This window comes from Sphingomonas sp. (assembly GCF_017744835.1).
GTDB lineage: Bacteria > Pseudomonadota > Alphaproteobacteria > Sphingomonadales > Sphingomonadaceae > Sphingomonas.
Genome location: NZ_JAGIAM010000004.1, coordinates 336,967 through 353,484, shown reverse-complemented (window position 1 = coordinate 353,484; position 16,518 = coordinate 336,967). Strand labels below are relative to the sequence as shown.

Sequence of the window (16,518 nt, the reverse complement as noted above, 5' to 3'; positions counted from 1 at the left end):
GGCCGCGCTTGACCGCTACGGCCTTGTTAGAACAAATTAGGAACGAATCAACCGCTCCCGAGTCGTAACCTTCCATGAGGCAGCCTGCTGTCATTGCCGATCTGCGCCGCCGTATCGCCGCCATCGAGACGAATGGTCCCGCGCGCGAGGCGACGCCGTTCGGTGTCGGTGCGATCGACGGCCATCTGCCCGGCGGCGGCCTGGCCAGCGGCGCACTTCACGAAATCGCCGGCAGCGCGGAGCTCTGCGACGAGGCCGCAGCGACGGTTTTCCTTGCCGGCATCCTCGCGCGGACCGCGGGACCAGTCTTCTGGTGCCTCAGGTGGCGCGACCTGTTCGCGCCATCGCTCGATCTAGCCGGCCTGCACCCGGACCGGGTGGTCCATGTCGAGGCTGGCAGCGACACCAATGTGCTGCTCGCGATGGAGGAGTGCCTGCGCCATCCCGGGCTCGGCGGCGTGGTGGGGGAGGTCGCCAAGCTCTCGACCACCGCATCGAAACGGCTCCAGCTCGCCGCCGAAGCCTCGGGCGTGACGGCCTTCGTGTTCCGGCGCGCGTCGCGGGTCGACGCCATTGCCGAGGGTACTGCTGCCGTGACGCGCTGGCGGGTGCTCGCTGCTCCGAGTGAACCCTTGAGCATCCCCAGCCTCGCCAGGCCGCGCTGGGAGGTGCGGCTCGAACGCGTGCGTGGAGGGGAACCCAAATCCTGGATCGTGGAGGCCTGCGATGCGCAGGGTCGTCTCGCTCTACCTGCCAGGCTGGTCGACCGACCGGCTGCGGCGGAAGAGCGGCGCCTCGCGAGCTGAGGGGCTCGCTCCGAACCGGCCGCTCGCCACCGTGCTCCCCGACCATGGCCGCAAGGTCGTGGCCGCCGCGGACGCGGGCGCGCGGAGCCTCGGCGTCCATCCGGGCATGACGCTCACGAAGGCGCGCAGCCTCGTGCCCGAACTCGTGGCCGAGGACGCGGATCCGACAAGCGATCTCGCGGCGCTGAGGCGGCTGGCGCTGTGGTGCGGCCGCTATTCGCCGTTCGTGGCGCCGGATCCGCCTGATGGCGTTTGGATCGACATCACCGGATGCGCGCCGCTGTTCGGGAGCGAGCGTGCGCTGCTGCGCGACCTGCACCGGCGGATCGCGCGCGCCGGCTATGCGGTGCAGATCGCGGTCGCCGATACGCCGGGCTGCGCGCACGCGGTCGCGCGCTACGTACCGGCGGGTCGCCCGGTCACGATCGAGCCAGGCGCGCAGCGTCAGGCAATAGCGCTGCTGCCGATCGCATCGCTGCGGCTCGAGGCCACGGTGGTCGAGGGCTTGCGCAAGCTCGGGTTCGAGCGGGTCGAGCAGCTCATCGCGACACCGCGCGGCCCGCTCGCGCGGCGCTTCGGACGCACGCTTCACCAGCGGCTCGACCAGGCGCTGGGCTATGCGCCCGAGGCGATCGAGCCGATCTTCGCCAGGGAAGTGCCGCGCTGCCGGCGCAGCCTGCTCGAGCCGATCGCGACCGCCGAGGCCTTCGCGCAGGTGATCGGAGACCTCGTCGGCGACCTTGCGGGGCAGCTGGTGCGCCTCGGTCGTGGCGCCCGCCGCCTCGACCTTCATTTCCACCGCGTCGATGGTTGTTCGCAAGCTATTCGCATCGGCACCGCGGCGCCGAGCCGCGATGTCGCGCATCTGGCCAAGCTGCTCGTCGCCAGGGTCGGCCAGATCGACCCCGGCCTCGGCATCGAGGCGATGACGCTCGTCGCGCCGCTGACCGAACCGCTTGGCCCCGCGCAGAGCGCCCTCGCCGAAGACGGCAAGCGCTCGGCCGACCTCGGGGCGCTTGTCGATGCGCTCGCCAACCGGTTCGGATCGGGAAAACTGTACCGCGCAGCGCCATGCGCAGGCGGCATGCCCGAGCGCTCGGTGGCGCAGCTGCCGGCGCTGGGGGTGGCGACGGGAAGGCGCTTTGCCGATGACCTGCCGCGCCCCGGCCGGCTGATCGATCCGCCGCAGCCGGTGCAGGTCATGGCGATGCTTCCCGACCATCCGCCGGCGATGTTCGTCTGGAAGCGCAAGCGCTACCGCGTCGTCCAGGCCGATGGCCCGGAGCGGCTGCACGGCGAGTGGTGGCGTGAGGCCGGCCATGAGGCACGCCAGCCCTGGTCGGTGCGCGACTATTTCCAGGTCGAGGTGGAAGGGGGCGGCCGCTACTGGTTGTTCCGCCTGGGCGATGGCGAACGCGCCGCCACGGGCCCGATGCAATGGTTCATCCACGGAGCCTTTGCGTGATGGGCGGCTATGTGGAGCTCCAGGTCACCACGCACTTCAGCTTCCTGCGTGGCGCCTCCTCGCCCGAGGAGCTGTTCGCGACCGCCGCGCTGCTCGGGCTCCCGGCGCTCGGCATCGTCGACCGCAATTCGGTGGCCGGCATCGTGCGCGCCTGGGACGCGCAGAAGATGACCGGCGTGCGCTCGATCGCCGGCTGCCGGCTCGACCTCGCCGACGGCAGCGCACTGCTCGTCTACCCGACCCACCGCGCCGCCTGGGGCCGGCTCACGCGGCTTTTGTCGATCGGCAAGGCGCGCGCGGGCAAGGGTGCCTGCCACATCGAGTGGCGCGACGTCGAGGAATGGAGCGAGGGCCTCATCGGCATGCTCGTGCCCGACCGCGCCGATGCCGCGACCGAGGCGGCGCTTGCCCGGACTGCGGTGATCTTCGGGGATCGCTCCTATCTTGCTTTGTCGCTGCGCCGTCGCCCGCGCGACGCGGTGCGGCTCGCCGCGCTCGCGGCACTGGCCGAGCAGGCGCGCGTGGCGACGGTCGCCACCGGCGACGTCCTCTATCACGCGCCCGAGCGGCGGCTGCTTCAGGACGTGGTCACCTGCATCCGCGAGAAATGCACGATCGACCAACTGGGCGATCGCCGCGAGGCGATCGCCGACCGGCACTTGAAGCCTGCGGCCGAGATGGAGCGGCTGTTCAAACGCTATCTGGGCGACACGCGTCCGGTCGCGCGCAGCGTCGAGATCGCCGAGCGGTGCCGCTTCGACCTCGAGCAGCTTCGCTACCAATATCCCGACGAGATCCGCGTGCCCGGGCGCACGCCGCAGCAGGAACTGGAGCGGCTGACCTGGGAGAAGGCGCCGGAGCGCTATCCGGATGGCGTCACGCCGAAGGTCCGGGCCCAGCTGACCCATGAGCTCAAGCTCATCGCCGAGCTCGACTATGCGCCCTATTTCCTGACGGTCCACTCGATCGTCGCGGAGGCGCGGCGGCGGAACATCCTCTGCCAGGGGCGAGGGTCGGCGGCCAATTCGGCGGTCTGCTATTGCCTTGGCATCACCTCGATCGATCCCGTCCGCTCCGAGCTGCTGTTCGAGCGCTTCGTCTCGGCCGAACGCTGCGAGCCGCCCGACATCGACGTCGATTTCGAGCACGAGCGCCGCGAGGAAGTGATCCAGTGGATCTACGAGACCTATGGCCGCACGCGCGCGGCGCTGACCGCTGTCGTGATCCGCTACCGCGCGCGCGGCGCGGTGCGCGAGGTCGGCAAGGCGCTGGGCTTGAGCGAGGACATGACCGCGGGGCTCGCGAGCCAGGTATGGGGCTGGAGCCGCGACGGCGTCGACGAGCGTCACGCCAAAGAGCTCAACCTCGACATGGGCGACCGGCGGCTAGCGCTGACGCTCGAGCTCGCGCGGCAGCTGATCGACACGCCGCGGCATCTCTCGCAGCATCCGGGCGGCTTCGTGCTGACGCGCGACCGGCTCGACGAGCTGGTGCCGATCGAGCCCGCCGCGATGGACGACCGCCAGGTCATCGAATGGGACAAGGACGATATCGACGCGCTCGGCTTCATGAAGGTCGATGTGCTGGCATTGGGCATGCTCAGCTGCATGCGCCGCGCCTTCGAGTTCCTGGAGCAGGACAAGGGCGTGAAGCTCGACCTGGCGACGATCCCGCCCGAGGACCCGGCAACCTATGCAATGATCCGCAAGGCCGACACGCTCGGCGTCTTCCAGATCGAGAGCCGCGCGCAGATGGCGATGCTGCCGCGGATCAAGCCCAGGACCTTCTACGACCTGGTGATCGAAGTCGCGATCGTGCGGCCAGGGCCCATCCAGGGTGACATGGTCCATCCCTATCTCAGGCGCCGCGAGGGCAAGGAGCCCGTCACCTATCCCAAGGAGGAGCTGCGCCGCGTGCTCGAGAAGACGCTGGGCGTCCCGCTCTTCCAGGAGCAGGCGATGCGGGTCGCGATCGAATGCGCAGGCTTCAGCCCAAGCGAAGCTGATCTGCTCCGTCGCGCAATGGCGACCTTCAAGCTGACCGGCGGCGTCAGCCATTTTCGCGACAAGCTGATCGAAGGCATGGTCTCGCGCGGCTATGACCGCGACTTCGCCGAGAAGACCTTCAAGCAGATCGAGGGCTTCGGGAGCTATGGCTTTCCCGAGAGCCATGCCGCGAGCTTTGCGCTCATCGCCTATGCTTCCTCCTGGATGAAATGCCATCATCCCGACGCCTTTTGCGCGGCACTGCTCAACGCGCAGCCGATGGGCTTCTATGCGCCCGCGCAGATCGTCCGCGATGCGCGTCAGCACGGCGTTGAGGTGCGCGCCGTCGACGTCAACCACAGCCGCTGGGATTGCACGCTCGAGGACGGGGAAGGGGCCTACAAGGCGGTGCGGCTCGGCCTGCGCATGGTGCGCGGGCTCGCCAACGCCGACGCCGCGGCGATCGTCGCGGCGCGCGGCGATGTGCCCTATGCCTCGGCCGAGGAGATACAGCGCCGCGCCGGTGTCGGTGCGGGTGCGCTCAACCGGATCGGCGAGGCCGATGGCTTTACCAGCCTGGCGCATAGCCGGCGCTCGGGGCTCTGGCAGGTGAAGGGCCTTGCCGACGAAGCGCTGCCGCTGTTCGCCGCGGCGGACGCGCGCGACCAGGCCATCCGCGACGAAGCGATCGAACCTGCAGTCGTGCTTGCGCCGATGGGAGAGGGCGCCGAGGTGGTCGAGGATTATCGCAGCGTCTCGCTGTCGCTGCGGGCGCACCCGCTCGCGTTCCTCCGAAGCGAGCTCGCAGCGCGCAAGATCGCGCCGTGTGCCAACCTGCGCGGTATGAAGGACGGCCGCTGGGTGACGCTCGCCGGGCTGGTGCTGGTGCGCCAGAAGCCGGGGTCGGCCAAGGGCGTGATGTTCGTCACGCTCGAGGACGAGACCGACGTGGCCAACCTCGTCGTCTGGCCCGACCTGTTCGAGAAGCACCGCCGCGTCGTGCTCGGCGCGTCGATGATCGGCGTGCGTGGCCGCGTGCAGCGCGAGGGCGATGTCATCCATGTGGTGGCGCAGCGGCTCGACGACCTCTCTTCGCTGCTGGCGAGCGTCGGCCAGCGCGGCCAGTCCACCGACGTCTACCCGGTGAGCCGCGCCGATGTGGTCAAGCATGGCATGGGACCGGATCCGCGCGATCCCTTGGGCAAGGCACCGCGCGACATTTACATTCCGGACCTCCGTCTGGGCTCTGGAATCGTTCCGGGACAACCAACAGAGGGCATCAAGATCAAGCCGCGCGACTTTCGCTGAGTACCGCGTCGCAGTGCGCCCTTCCGGGCAATTGCCCGGGTCGTGGAATGATGGTCGCGACGGACCGAAGGGCAACCTGTGCTGAGCCAATGCCGCCGGCACGGACCCCTCAAAGTCAGGCGTAATTGGACGTGTCGAACGTGCGGCAATCCTATAGCCGCTGCGACCTGCAGGGTATCAGGAGGGCTCATGTTTGTGATGATCTCGGGTTGCTCAGGCGGAGGCAAATCGACCCTTCTCGCCGAGCTCGCACGTCGCGGATACAAGGTAGTCGAAGAACCGGGTCGGCGCATCCTTGCCGAGGAGCGGGCGGGCGACGGAAGCGCCCTGCCCTGGGTGGACGCAATGGCATTCGGGAGACGTGCGCTCGCAATGTCCCTTTCGGACTATCGAGCGGCACAAGGGCTCACATTCTTTGACCGGGGCATCGTGGATGCCGCCGTCGCCATCACGGCGCGTGGCGGCGAATCTCCGACGGACGTCATTGAAGCGAACCGTTACGATCGGCTCTTCCTCGCGCCGCCCTGGCCCGAAATCTACGAGAATGACGCCGATCGCCGGCACAGTCTCGAGACGGCCTTGCGTGACTACGAGCGCGTCCGACTGGCGTATCTGAATGCCGGATATCGGCCCATAATCCTGCCGCGCGATACCGTTTCAGCCCGCGCCGATTTCGTCTTATCGCAGGACTAAGCTGACGATCGAGGCGGGCATCGCGAACGCGATATCTCAGGGAGTCCCCGCGGCACAGCGAGGAAACGCACAACTACCGTCGATGATGACCCGTATGGTGGTTTCTCCCATCCGAATCTTGGGGCTTTTTCCTTCGGCCGACGCTTCCTAGCTCTGGGGCGAGAGGGAGGCCCACAAGCGATGAACCGCCAGCCTGAAACCATCGCACCCGAGATGATCGACTGCATAGCGCAGGGGAGGCCGCCCAGAGTCGACGCGCTATTCCGCGTCGCGGATCACATCTGGCAGGATGTTCGCGGCTCACGGTCCGCCTTTGCCTGGGGCGAACTGCCCGACGAGAACTCCGAACGGCAACTGATCCTGCGGGCGGCGCACGCGGCTCTGCTCGGAGGCGGCGGCTAGATCGCGCTGCGCCCGGCGCCTATCCGACCTGCTCGACGGCCAGGCTGCCTTCCGGAAGCATGCGCAGCACTTCTCTCGCAGGGACATTGGGGTCGAGCCAGTCGGCCCATCGGTTGCGATCGAGCACCGCTATCTGGCGGTCATGGTAGGGCGCGACGTCGGGGCCGGGCGGCAGCGTCAGCATCGTGAATGCCTCGCCGACTTGCGGATGCTGGCGCCAGATCCCGGCGATGCAGAATATCGGCTCACCGCGCTTGGTGAAGAGCCATTTGTCCTTGCGCCTCTTCTGTGGGCCCGCGGGGGTCGTGAACTCGTAGAAGCCGTCCGCGACGATCAGGCAGCGCCCGCTGGTGAACTCCCGACTTTCGGACCGGAAGTTGTAGACCGGCTTGCCGTTCGGGCCCGGCCAGCTCCAGCGCCGTTGCACGAGATCGCCAAAGGCTCTGCCCTCGGCTGATGTCCGAACGATGATGCCGGGATCTGTGATCTTGATGTCGGCGCGCGGGGGCAGGTTCGGGATACCCTCGGTGAACTTGATCTTGATCTTGAGGTCCTCGAAGTCCTCGGCGATCGATGCCACGTCCACTTCGAGACGATAGTCATTGCACACGCTCGGCCCCCTCCTTGCGACTCACCTAAGTTCCTGTTATGTTCCCATCATGGACTCGACTCCAAAGCCTTTCGACTCTGACAGCCCGATGGGCGCACGACGCGCGATCATCCGGCGAAATCCCGATGATCTGCAAGAGATCGAAATGGTCGAGGCGGTATGGGGATCCAATCCCCGTTTCAGCGATGGCGTCGCCTATCGCTTCGTCCGGTCGGAAGGAAAGACCTTTCCCAGCCACCGCTGCCTGGTTCCGGCCTCCGAATTCCACATGACGGTGGGCGACCGCAAATACCGGGTGACGCTCGACGGCGGCAATTTCTTTTATCTGGCCGCGGTCTGGGAGCCCGCCATGGGCGATTGGCCGCTATGCTACCGCGTGGTCACCGTCGCGGCCAACCCGGAGGTCGCGCGCTACCAGGACCGGCACGGCGCCATCATCCAGCGCCGGCAGGTGATGCAGTGGCTCGACGGCCTCGTGCCGGAGATGGACCTGCTGGTGACCCCGGGCGCCCATACGTTCAACGTCGAGGAGATCGGGGCAAAGCGTGCGGTGCAAACAGAGCTCGCCTTCTAGCAAAGCCCTGGCCGAACGTCGGGAATGGATATCGGTCAGAGCGCAGCTGGTGTCCGACGGCCCCGGAAGTTGAGAACCGCGCTTGAGAACGCGCGCCGATAACGGCCATCCGGCGCCGCCGAACGCTGGATGCTTGCCAAGGAATAGCCCGATCGACAACCCGTACTTGCCAAGCGGGAGTCGCTCGCCGAAGATTCCCGAATGAGAATGGACATTGATCATCTCCCGGCGGTGCAGCGGGGCGAGCTGGAGCGCATCCAGCACGTGCTGATGGAGGAGTTCGCCGAGGCGATCAGCCGGGCGACGACACCGAGCCGCCGAAACGGCAAGATCCTCAAGATCATCCTGTTCGGTTCTTACGCGCGATCCGATTGGGTTGACGAGCCGGAGAACGGCTACCAATCCGACTTCGATCTACTCGTTGTGGTTAATCACGAGGACCTCACCGACATCGCGCATTACTGGTACGTCGCCGAGGACCGTATCCTGCGCGACGCCGAGATTGGACGACCGGTCAACATCATCGTCCATTCGCTCGACGAGGTGAACCAGTCGCTAAAGCGCGGCGAGTATTTCTGGGTCGACATCGCCCGCGACGGCATCATTCTTTACGAACTGCCCTGCCATCCACTGGCGACGCCGATGCCGCTTACGGCGGTTGACGCATTCGAGATGGCGCAGGCGTATTTCGACGAGTGGTTGAAAAAGGTCGACCACGCGATCGAAATTGCTGAATTCTGCATTGAGAAGCAGAAGCTCAAAGACGGCGCTTTTACTCTCCACCAAGCCACCGAGCGCGCTTACATCTGCTTTCTGCTTGTGCGGACCCTCTATTTTCCCCGCTCGCACAACATCAAATTTCTGCGTTCGCTTGCCGAGGATAACGAGCCACGGCTGATCGACGCATGGCCGCGCGAGCGGCGCATGGACCGGCGTCGCTTCCAGTTGCTCAAACGCGCCTATGTCGAGGCGCGCTATTCGACAGCCTACGAAATTAACGTCGATGAGCTGATGGCTATCCTCGGGTCCGTTCGCGCGCTGCGCGATATCGTCGAACGGGTCGCGCGCGAGCGGCTTAATGATCTTCGTGATGCAGCGACCGCATAAGGGGCCTCGACACTTTCCGGGTTGCGCTACAGCGCAGCCAGTCGCTTTCGGGAGCGAACCCAGGCCCGCACGGTGTTCGACTGCACCTTGAGGAAACCAGCGGCGTCCTCCACAGAGAGCAGCCGCTCGCTCATTTCAGCGCGGTGCCGACGCGCCGCTCCGCCTGGCCTTCGCAAACTCGCGGTCGCTGTCGAGGAAAGCCGCAAGCATCGCGGGTACCAGCCCGGCTACCGGCTCTTGCCGGCCATAGATCGTGGCGTAGAGTGCGGCATAAGCCTCCAGGACCTGATGTAGCTCCGGGAGTACCGAGATGGTCAGCTTCACCGGGGTGCGGTCAGGAAGTCGGGCGAGCTTGAGATCCGCCATCAGAGGTCCTCCTGCGACGGACGCAGCACCAGATCCTGATGCACCAGCAGCCGGACCGGGGCGGCCGGACGGATGGTGATCGTTGGCTGGACCTGAAGGTTGCGGGACGTCAGTTGGTCCCCGGCGCGCGATACACCCTGCTGGGTCGATTGCCGCAACGCCTGGACGAGATCGCCCTCGCCGCTGAACTGCAGTTCGGATCCGACGCTGAGCAGCGTCGACAACACGACACCCTTGAGGAGCGTCCAGGTGTGAAAATCGACCTTGTCGGCGGGGCCGGCGTAGCCGGATGGATCGGTAGCCGGCGCATTGTCGAGCCGGATTGAGCCCCCGTCGGGAAAGAGGATACGCTGCCACACCACAAGCGCGCGACGCTGCCCAAATGCAACGACGCTATCGTAGCTGCCGATCAGGCGCGCGCCCTGCCGAATGAGCAGGAGGAGGCCCGTCGCGCTATCATAGGTGTTCCGAATAACGCCTGGATTTTTACCATTATACGCCTGAAACACCGGCAACATTATCCTGATACCACCACGCTTCACAGCTGGGCCAATCTTCGCTATACTTTGCAGTGAAGAGTTTGAGACGAGGAGATCATGCCTTGCGCAGGACACTCCAATTGGCGGCGTCTTGCATGGCACTTTCAGCCATGGTGCTCTCGCCCCTTGCCACAGCGCAGGACGCAATCGATCTGGCCATCACACGCGACGAACTTCGCGCAGTCGCCGATGAGTATGCCGAGCAGACGTTCGGCTTCGACGACACCCGGCTCAGCACAATTCGCGACGGCTGGATCTTTCCGCCGCGCTGCGGTCTGCTCGCATACCCGACCCTTGAGGTCGGCACCGCCGAGGAGGCGCACGGCGCATCGCAAGCCATGGCCGATCGCATCTACTCGGCCGTCAACGCGGCCTATGTGAAACAGAATCTGCTCCGCATGGGTATCGACGACCAACGCGCCCAGACCTGGACCGATGCCTATTTCGATGACCTCGAAGCCGCGCGGCCACCGCAACCGACAGTGCAGCCTGCCGCCCCGGGGACGGTCGTGACCGCAGCTGCCCCCCCGACCAGCCCGGCAATAAGGATGCGGATCGAAACCGCGCGCATCACGCCCGGCCAGGGATTTGCCAGCGCGCCCCACAGGGTGGCGGATCGCGCGATCACACCGCCAATTTCGTTCTCCCGACTCGCGGCAACGGTATCGCTAAGAGATCGTCAGGCTTTGCGGACCTCGGCCCAGATCCGGACACGTCCCAACGCACCGGAAAGTCCCGCGGCCCGTCTGGCACGCACAATCAATGCCGACACGCCCAAGCCGGCGGGCTTCCCCCCGATCATAGAGAGGATGAGCGGAGGCTGTATGATGCGGGGCCCCATAGCCCACCAGACGCCTCACCTGCTCAAACTTCAGCCGGCCACAGGGAGCGTATTCGTAATCCCCATATTCTTGTTCAAGCTGTGCGAGTTGAAAGTGCGAGAACCCTATAACCGCGACAAATGCGAAGGATGGGCCGACGTAAGCGATGACCCGACCCCCCTGTTGGGCAGCTATCAGATATCCGCTGAGTGGAATAATGGCGGACTCTATCGGGCCCGGCGCGACTTTGCATATCACGAGGGCTTCCCAATCTGGGAGATCCCCCTCAAGCCCCGCCCGGTACCCTGATCGGTGGATGAATATCTCAAGGATATAGCCAAGACGCTCGGCTTTGCGGCCGGCGTCGCCGCGCTGCCGCTCATCGTCGCCTTTGCCAAGCTTCAACCTCCCTGGCCGCCCGCGATCGAATATTTGAGTTCAGTCTTCATTCTCATGGCGGCGCTCGCAATGTGGGAGTGGGGCCGCAATGCGAAGCGAGTTGTCCGGCGTCGCCTGATCCTTGCCGGCATGGCGCTGACAATGATCGGCATCGGCGCTTACCTGCCGCTATATTCGATGTTTGTGCAGGTCGAAGGCAGCACGGGAGAGCGCATCATAAAGGGTATGGTGTGCACGCCAGACGCGTTTCTGATCTATCCTCAACAATGCCCGCAACTGCCGAGCGAAGCACTTCCCTCAGTCCAATGGGACGCAACGCAGCTTTGGACGCAGAACTCGATCCTCAAGGTGCGAATGATGCTGGTAGCGGCCTGGCTCTGCTTCACCGCCGGTCTAGTAGCATTTGTGGGCGCTGTAATCGCGGGACGCCCGACCGGGAAAAAACCAGCAGCAAGTTCCTGACAAAAGCGGGAGAGTAACGAAGTTCTTCGACCACCGGAGGATCCACGCCAATCGTCGTCAAATGTCGGCATATGGGCCGTCAGCGGCTAGTCTGCCTCCGGCTCGACAAACGCGATAGCTGCCGGTTCGCCGCCCATCTTTAGCTTCAGATCCGTCACCTTCGCCAAAACCCGCGGTGCGTTCTGAACCGAGCTGAGCGTCCAACACGTGCCTTTATGATGAGGCGAAGCGCACGATGTGAACGCCTCCGAACGCAGCCTGGCACGCATTGCCTGCTCATTTCGATCTGGTATTCCCATGACAAAGCTTGGGGGGCTTTCATGCAGACCTTTATTCCGAAGTCGCCGCACCACCGATGGGGGGCGACGGATGAAATCGGCATCTTTGCGTCAGGCATTTCGATCGCGCCTTGTGAAACGCCGCAGATCGAACGCGGCGATGCAAATTGCTCCACGCTGACAAAGTGGATGACGATGGTGATCTCGCGATTCATCGCCGGCATGATGCTCGCCGTCTCGCCTGGCATCGCGCTCGCCCAATCCGCAAGCGGCGCGACGCTGCCCGCATCGGCACCGCGTGGGGAGGCTCTTGCACAATATGCCCGCCCGCATGAGCGGGTCGATATCGGCAGTGGCCGCAAGCTCAACCTGTTTTGCATGGGAACGGGCAGCCACACGGTCCTTTTCGATTCCGGTCTCAGCGACTGGTCAGTGGTCTGGGCGCTGGTGCAGCCCGAGGTGGCCAAGCGCACGCGCGCCTGTTCCTACGATCGCGCGGGGATGGGTTACAGCGATCCTGCCCGTGGCCCGCGGTCGCCGATGGCGATCGCCGCGGATATCCACGCGCTGGTGCAGGCAGCCAAGCTCGAAACCCCGCTGGTTCTCGTCGGGCATTCGCTGGGCGGCTTCAACGTGAAGCTTTACGCCGCGCTCTATCCGGAGGACGTGGCCGGGCTGGTGCTGGTCGATCCTTCGCAGGAGCGCACTTACGACCGGCTGCGGGAGCACCTGCGCAACCGGGCCGGGGATGCACTCGCCGCCCGGATGGAGCTCGGCGACGCCGACTCGATCAAGCGGGCGACGGCACGCTATGCCGATTGTGCCACGGCTGCCCGCACCGCCGAGCTCGACCCCACGACCGATCTGTACAAGCGATGCACCGACCCGGTGATCCCGGCGCTCGGCGAGACCATCGCCGCGGAGCGCATCAGTCTCCAGGTGACAAGCGCGTATCAGGACGCACAAGCTTCGGAGCTGGCGAACAGCGTGTACGGCGATACGAGGGGTGACGAGGCCTACCGATACCTGTTCAGCGGGCAACGGTTCGGCGCGAAGCCGCTGATCGTGTTGACCCACGGCAATTTCGATGCATCCGATCCGAGGGAGGCGGCGGACTATGATGGTGCGGTCTGGCTCGACCAGGAGACGGCAGCGCTATCGAGCCGCGGCCGCCAGCGGGTGGTGCCGGGAACCGACCACTATATCGAGCTCGACGCTCCAGGATCCGTCGTGGACGCGATTTTCGAAGTGCTGAACGATCTGGAAGAGGATTGACCTGCAAGGCCCGCGGCTGAACGGAAGTCTGTTCGCTCCAAGGTGTGAGCGAACAGCCATTTTCGGAGCTTGACGCGGAAACCAAATGGCTGAGACGAGGGCGCATTGCTGACCGGCAACTCCGCTAATAGCTGCCCAGCGGCTCTTGGGCCGATTGCGGAATGGAAGCTTTTCGAAATGACTGCCACGAAAGCTGACGTCGCATACAACTCGCGTCGCTAGAAGATTGATCGGAGTCGGCGGGACCGCCATAAGGATCAAATGGCGAACACGACAGACAGTGCGTGCAACTTTCTCGAGAGCCTTCAACGCTTCGATCTGTCGATGCTGCTGCGGCATTGCCGGGCCTCGATTGAACAACTCGAAACCGCGTTAGATTGGTTTTCCGACCTGGAGGACGAAGCAATCATCGTGCGGGCGCCGAACCCGATCGCCGACGCGTTGCGATCGTTGCCGCTGCAGGATCGGAAGCGGATCGCCGAAGCCATTCTGAGCGCGCAGCAAGCCAGTAGGCAACACGAAGATATCCGCGTCGAAACGCTAGAAGGTCCCAACTCAACCGGCGCGGCCGCATTGCTATCGGAGTTGCTGATCCATCGCGCAATGATGATCGACGTTGCGACCGGCGGCGCACGGATTCAGGACATCGACGACTACTATCGGGCGCGAGAAGTCCGCATCCGGCAATCGATCCCCGATGGCGTCGCATACGAAAACCCCCACGCCGATTTGTGGGCGTGGTATCGCCATTGGAGCGCGGAACTGCCGCAATACAAGGATCGGCGCTTCTATGTGCGCCAGCTATTCGGCCCCGCGATCGAAGCCATTGCAAAGCGCTCGCCGCTGCCTTCGGAACCCCGCGAGGCCACAGGCTGGGAGCGGGTTGACCGCGCATTGTCGAAGGCGCGGGCACAGCTTGAAACCGCATCCGCCGAAGAAGATTTCCAGGCGATCGGCCTGCTATGCCGCGAAGTCATCATATCGCTGGCGCAGGCGGTCTATGATCCTACAATCCACGAAACCTTAGACAGTGTTCGGCCAAGCGAAACTGATGCGAACCGGATGCTTGAAGCATATATCGCTCACGTCTTTCCTGGCGCGAGCAACAAGGAAGTTCGGGCGCACCACCGCGCCTCACTGGCGTTGGCGCTGAACCTTCAACATCGCCGGACCGCTACCCGGCAACTCGCCGCACTGTGCGTCGAAGCGACCGCATCGACAGCCGCAGTTGTGTCGATCATCGCCCGCGCAAGTCCGGATCAATGATCGCAGCGCGGAGGTCGAAAGCCACCGATCCGGTCTTGGAATAGGTCTGCACATCATTGAACGGGCGCATTGTCGACCGGCAGCTCATGCGGAAAGCGGCCTTCCCGCTTCTGGGCCGGTAGGGGCCAGTCCGCTTTTGGACCCGATCATGCTATAGCTGCCGTTTGCGCCAGACATCCGCGAACGGCAGCTAGCGATCCAGCTTGCGCTGTTCCGGTGCGATTGCGGGAAAGGCAGCTGACGCCGAAACCGGCCATTCGCGAGTCTGACAGCTGCCGCCAACCGGCGGCTCACTTCCAATTCCCTTGGGCGGTTGAGGCATGTTATAAGCCGCGCTGTTGTGCCTAGATGGTGATCACATCATCTTCTTCGTGAACTTTACGCACGGATGCGGCGAAATCCATCAATATCTTGGTATTCCGATAACGCTTGTACGTCTTCGTAGCAGCCGCAAGCAAATTTCCCAAGGAGGTCGCGCCCGCGTCTAATGCGACTTCTCCAAGCTCATCGAATAGATGCTTTCCGAGTAAGGGGTGCTCAGCGACCTTTGCTACAATTCTCGTTGACAGAGAACGCCGTTCGTCGACGAATTCCTTCCATGTATTTGATACATGGGCTGCCTCTTTAAGGTCAGCAAATGCCTTCTTCATTTCAGCATTGAAGGTCGTAATGAATTTCGCTCCATGTCCTGTAGCAAGCTCGTCTTCGTACCGCTGAACAGACTGAAGCACGGTCTCTCGGAAAGATCGAAATATAACGTCTCGCTCCCTGAGTTCGAGCAACATCTCGTTGTTCAGTTTATCCGGATCGATCAGGAATCCGGTCTCGAACGCTAAGCTTTGATGCACGAACTCAATCTGCCGAGCTAAAAGCTGTTCGTCTAGCGCCTTACAGAAATCCTGATAAGATGATAGGGAGTTGAAATTCATCAAAGGAATTACAACATCAGGTAGAATAGTGGCGGCAAGTTTATTTTCCGCGTACCCTAAGTATCCCTTGGCCGTCATCATCTCTGATGGAACATCAACCTCAAAGGACCCGTCCTCGATTGTTTTTGCAGCTTGCTTAAAAGCGTCTCGTCCGAGTGCACCTTGATACATAAGGTTCTCGGCGAACTGTGAGCGTATTGTCCCATCTAGGGTTTCGGTATCCGTTTTTGCGCGGATGACTTGGGCTGGCACGACCAGCCCCGCAGCAATCAGAGGACGGACGGCGCGCAGTTCGGCAAGGGCGAAATCAACTATTGCGGGATCTAGCCGCCCTCCTCTAAAGGCATCCTCAAGTGGATCCCAAAAGAGAATTGCGTCAGCAAACATGAGGAGAGAGCGTATCCTCTCTGGGTGCTGCAACCTATCCACCAAATAGATACCAGAAGTGGTTCGACAGGACTCCCGCAGACGTGGACTGATTGAATCCGCACTGTGGAGCTTCATCCATTCTTGCCTAGCACCTTCGGCGTTGAGGTACACTTGGCCTGTTGAAAGGTTCTCCACAACCGGCGCCCATTCGAGATAGAACCGACGAAGTGTGGCTGTGAGATCAGCATAGGCAAACGTCTTGCCGTGATAATCGGCATCCAACCGGCATCCGACAGCACCTTCGACAGCGTCCAAATACGCCTGCCCAAGTTTTTTGAAATGCTTTGCTGAGTCCATGATCCGATCTTTGCCAAGTCGACACACTAGAGTCACTGCTAATTGGAAATTATATACCGCTCTCCCATGCGCGAACGTTAACGCGCGCTGAGCATAATCGCGTCGAGAAGGACTGATCTCTGTCCATGCGATCTATCGTCGAAATGGCGAGAATGGCGCGACAGTCGACCACGCCGCGGTGGCCGGGAATGGCGGCCATCCTTTGTCCATGCCCCGGAACGCGCCATTTGGCAATCGGCCAGCAGTCCGCCCCATGCCCTCAGGTGCGCGCGGCCTGGATGTCCTGTCATGACTAGAGCTGCCCTTCGCGAGACGGGCAGTGAATGGCAGAATTGTCCCAAAGTCAGTCGTTCTCGCTGCCGCTCCGTGCCAGATGAACGAACGGCAGGTCTAGGGCTCGCGCAGGATCATGCTGAATGACCAAGATTAGGGCGCAAAGCAGCCTCATTGCGCTGGTCCACTCTTAGCCCCTCCAAGCCCATCACGGCCCATCAGCGCCATTCTCTT

General features: G+C 63.5%; 14 protein-coding genes and 1 pseudogene. 11 read left to right on the top strand and 4 right to left on the bottom strand.

Annotated elements, in window-relative coordinates:
• Positions 1 to 74 precede the first annotated feature (74 nt).
• The 5 genes from J7500_RS14450 to J7500_RS14430 all read left to right on the top strand — a co-directional run bounded on the left by J7500_RS14450 (position 75) and on the right by J7500_RS14430 (position 6,659).
• Positions 75 to 806: a damage-inducible mutagenesis protein gene (locus J7500_RS14450; RefSeq protein WP_294062531.1), complete on the top strand. Its 732-nt coding sequence runs from the start codon at positions 75 to 77 to the stop codon at positions 804 to 806.
• Positions 727 to 2,271, top strand: coding sequence for a DNA polymerase Y family protein (locus tag J7500_RS14445; RefSeq protein ID WP_294062530.1), 1,545 nt, complete (start codon positions 727 to 729; stop codon positions 2,269 to 2,271). The genes J7500_RS14450 and J7500_RS14445 overlap by 80 nt, the downstream gene beginning before the upstream one ends.
• A complete protein-coding gene (locus J7500_RS14440; protein ID WP_294062688.1) occupies positions 2,271 to 5,564 on the top strand; it encodes an error-prone DNA polymerase in 3,294 nt (1,097 codons plus the stop codon). The genes J7500_RS14445 and J7500_RS14440 overlap by 1 nt, the downstream gene beginning before the upstream one ends.
• A 189-nt stretch (positions 5,565 to 5,753) precedes the next feature.
• Positions 5,754 to 6,257, top strand: coding sequence for an AAA family ATPase (locus tag J7500_RS14435; protein WP_294062529.1), 504 nt, complete (start codon positions 5,754 to 5,756; stop codon positions 6,255 to 6,257).
• Between the two features lie 180 nt (positions 6,258 to 6,437).
• The gene (locus J7500_RS14430) at positions 6,438 to 6,659 is read left to right on the top strand and encodes a hypothetical protein (RefSeq protein ID WP_294062528.1); all 222 of its coding nucleotides are present in this window, start codon (positions 6,438 to 6,440) and stop codon (positions 6,657 to 6,659) included.
• A gap of 19 nt (positions 6,660 to 6,678) precedes the next feature.
• Here J7500_RS14430 and J7500_RS14425 read toward each other — a convergent pair whose 3' ends face one another.
• Complete coding sequence (locus tag J7500_RS14425) at positions 6,679 to 7,269, bottom strand: SOS response-associated peptidase (RefSeq protein ID WP_294062527.1); 591 nt, start codon at positions 7,267 to 7,269, stop codon at positions 6,679 to 6,681.
• Between the two features lie 145 nt (positions 7,270 to 7,414).
• On the opposite strand from J7500_RS14425, the gene J7500_RS14420 reads away from it, so the two are divergent.
• Positions 7,415 to 7,843 carry an SOS response-associated peptidase family protein gene (locus tag J7500_RS14420; protein ID WP_294062526.1) on the top strand — a complete coding sequence of 143 codons (429 nt, stop codon included), beginning with the start codon at positions 7,415 to 7,417 and terminating at the stop codon, positions 7,841 to 7,843.
• 207 nt (positions 7,844 to 8,050) lie between these two features.
• Positions 8,051 to 8,950, top strand: coding sequence for a HEPN domain-containing protein (locus J7500_RS14415; protein ID WP_294062525.1), 900 nt, complete (start codon positions 8,051 to 8,053; stop codon positions 8,948 to 8,950).
• A gap of 135 nt (positions 8,951 to 9,085) precedes the next feature.
• Here J7500_RS14415 and J7500_RS14410 read toward each other — a convergent pair whose 3' ends face one another.
• Complete coding sequence (locus tag J7500_RS14410; RefSeq protein ID WP_294062523.1) at positions 9,086 to 9,316, bottom strand: DUF2274 domain-containing protein; 231 nt, start codon at positions 9,314 to 9,316, stop codon at positions 9,086 to 9,088.
• Positions 9,316 to 9,783, bottom strand: a pseudogene (locus J7500_RS14405) (TrbI/VirB10 family protein); the annotation flags it as partial. The gene J7500_RS14410 and the pseudogene J7500_RS14405, both read right to left, overlap by 1 nt.
• A gap of 167 nt (positions 9,784 to 9,950) precedes the next feature.
• Here J7500_RS14405 and J7500_RS14400 point away from each other — a divergent pair.
• From J7500_RS14400 to J7500_RS14385, 4 genes are all read left to right on the top strand, one after another.
• Positions 9,951 to 10,985 (top strand): hypothetical protein, encoded by a 1,035-nt coding sequence (locus tag J7500_RS14400; RefSeq protein ID WP_294062521.1) that lies wholly within the window; start codon positions 9,951 to 9,953, stop codon positions 10,983 to 10,985.
• A 3-nt stretch (positions 10,986 to 10,988) separates the two neighbouring features.
• Positions 10,989 to 11,537: a hypothetical protein gene (locus tag J7500_RS14395; protein WP_294062519.1), complete on the top strand. Its 549-nt coding sequence runs from the start codon at positions 10,989 to 10,991 to the stop codon at positions 11,535 to 11,537.
• A gap of 320 nt (positions 11,538 to 11,857) precedes the next feature.
• On the top strand, positions 11,858 to 13,090 hold the full coding sequence (locus J7500_RS14390; protein ID WP_294062518.1) for an alpha/beta hydrolase: 1,233 nt from the start codon (positions 11,858 to 11,860) through the stop codon (positions 13,088 to 13,090).
• Positions 13,091 to 13,351: 261 nt separating this feature from the next.
• Entirely contained in the window at positions 13,352 to 14,356 is a 1,005-nt protein-coding gene (locus J7500_RS14385; protein ID WP_294062517.1) for a hypothetical protein, read from the top strand.
• 344 nt (positions 14,357 to 14,700) lie between these two features.
• Here the strand turns inward: J7500_RS14385 and J7500_RS14380 are convergent, their stop codons facing one another.
• Positions 14,701 to 16,011, bottom strand: a complete 1,311-nt coding sequence (locus tag J7500_RS14380; RefSeq protein ID WP_294062516.1) for a hypothetical protein — start codon at positions 16,009 to 16,011, stop codon at positions 14,701 to 14,703.
• Between the last annotated feature and the right edge of the window lie 507 nt (positions 16,012 to 16,518).

What these genes read in the sequence shown, in the direction of transcription:
- J7500_RS14450 (WP_294062531.1), top strand. Translation starts at nt 75, where the DNA reads ATGAGGCAGCCTGCTGTCATTGCCGATCTGCGCCGCCGTATCGCCGCC.
- J7500_RS14385 (WP_294062517.1), top strand. Translation starts at nt 13,352, where the DNA reads ATGGCGAACACGACAGACAGTGCGTGCAACTTTCTCGAGAGCCTTCAA.
- J7500_RS14415 (WP_294062525.1), top strand. Translation starts at nt 8,051, where the DNA reads ATGGACATTGATCATCTCCCGGCGGTGCAGCGGGGCGAGCTGGAGCGC.
- J7500_RS14445 (WP_294062530.1), top strand. Translation starts at nt 727, where the DNA reads ATGCGCAGGGTCGTCTCGCTCTACCTGCCAGGCTGGTCGACCGACCGG.
- J7500_RS14440 (WP_294062688.1), top strand. Translation starts at nt 2,271, where the DNA reads ATGGGCGGCTATGTGGAGCTCCAGGTCACCACGCACTTCAGCTTCCTG.
- J7500_RS14430 (WP_294062528.1), top strand. Translation starts at nt 6,438, where the DNA reads ATGAACCGCCAGCCTGAAACCATCGCACCCGAGATGATCGACTGCATA.
- J7500_RS14410 (WP_294062523.1), bottom strand. Translation starts at nt 9,316, where the DNA reads ATGGCGGATCTCAAGCTCGCCCGACTTCCTGACCGCACCCCGGTGAAG.
- J7500_RS14420 (WP_294062526.1), top strand. Translation starts at nt 7,415, where the DNA reads ATGGTCGAGGCGGTATGGGGATCCAATCCCCGTTTCAGCGATGGCGTC.
- J7500_RS14435 (WP_294062529.1), top strand. Translation starts at nt 5,754, where the DNA reads ATGTTTGTGATGATCTCGGGTTGCTCAGGCGGAGGCAAATCGACCCTT.
- J7500_RS14380 (WP_294062516.1), bottom strand. Translation starts at nt 16,011, where the DNA reads ATGGACTCAGCAAAGCATTTCAAAAAACTTGGGCAGGCGTATTTGGAC.
- J7500_RS14390 (WP_294062518.1), top strand. Translation starts at nt 11,858, where the DNA reads ATGCAGACCTTTATTCCGAAGTCGCCGCACCACCGATGGGGGGCGACG.
- J7500_RS14400 (WP_294062521.1), top strand. Translation starts at nt 9,951, where the DNA reads ATGGCACTTTCAGCCATGGTGCTCTCGCCCCTTGCCACAGCGCAGGAC.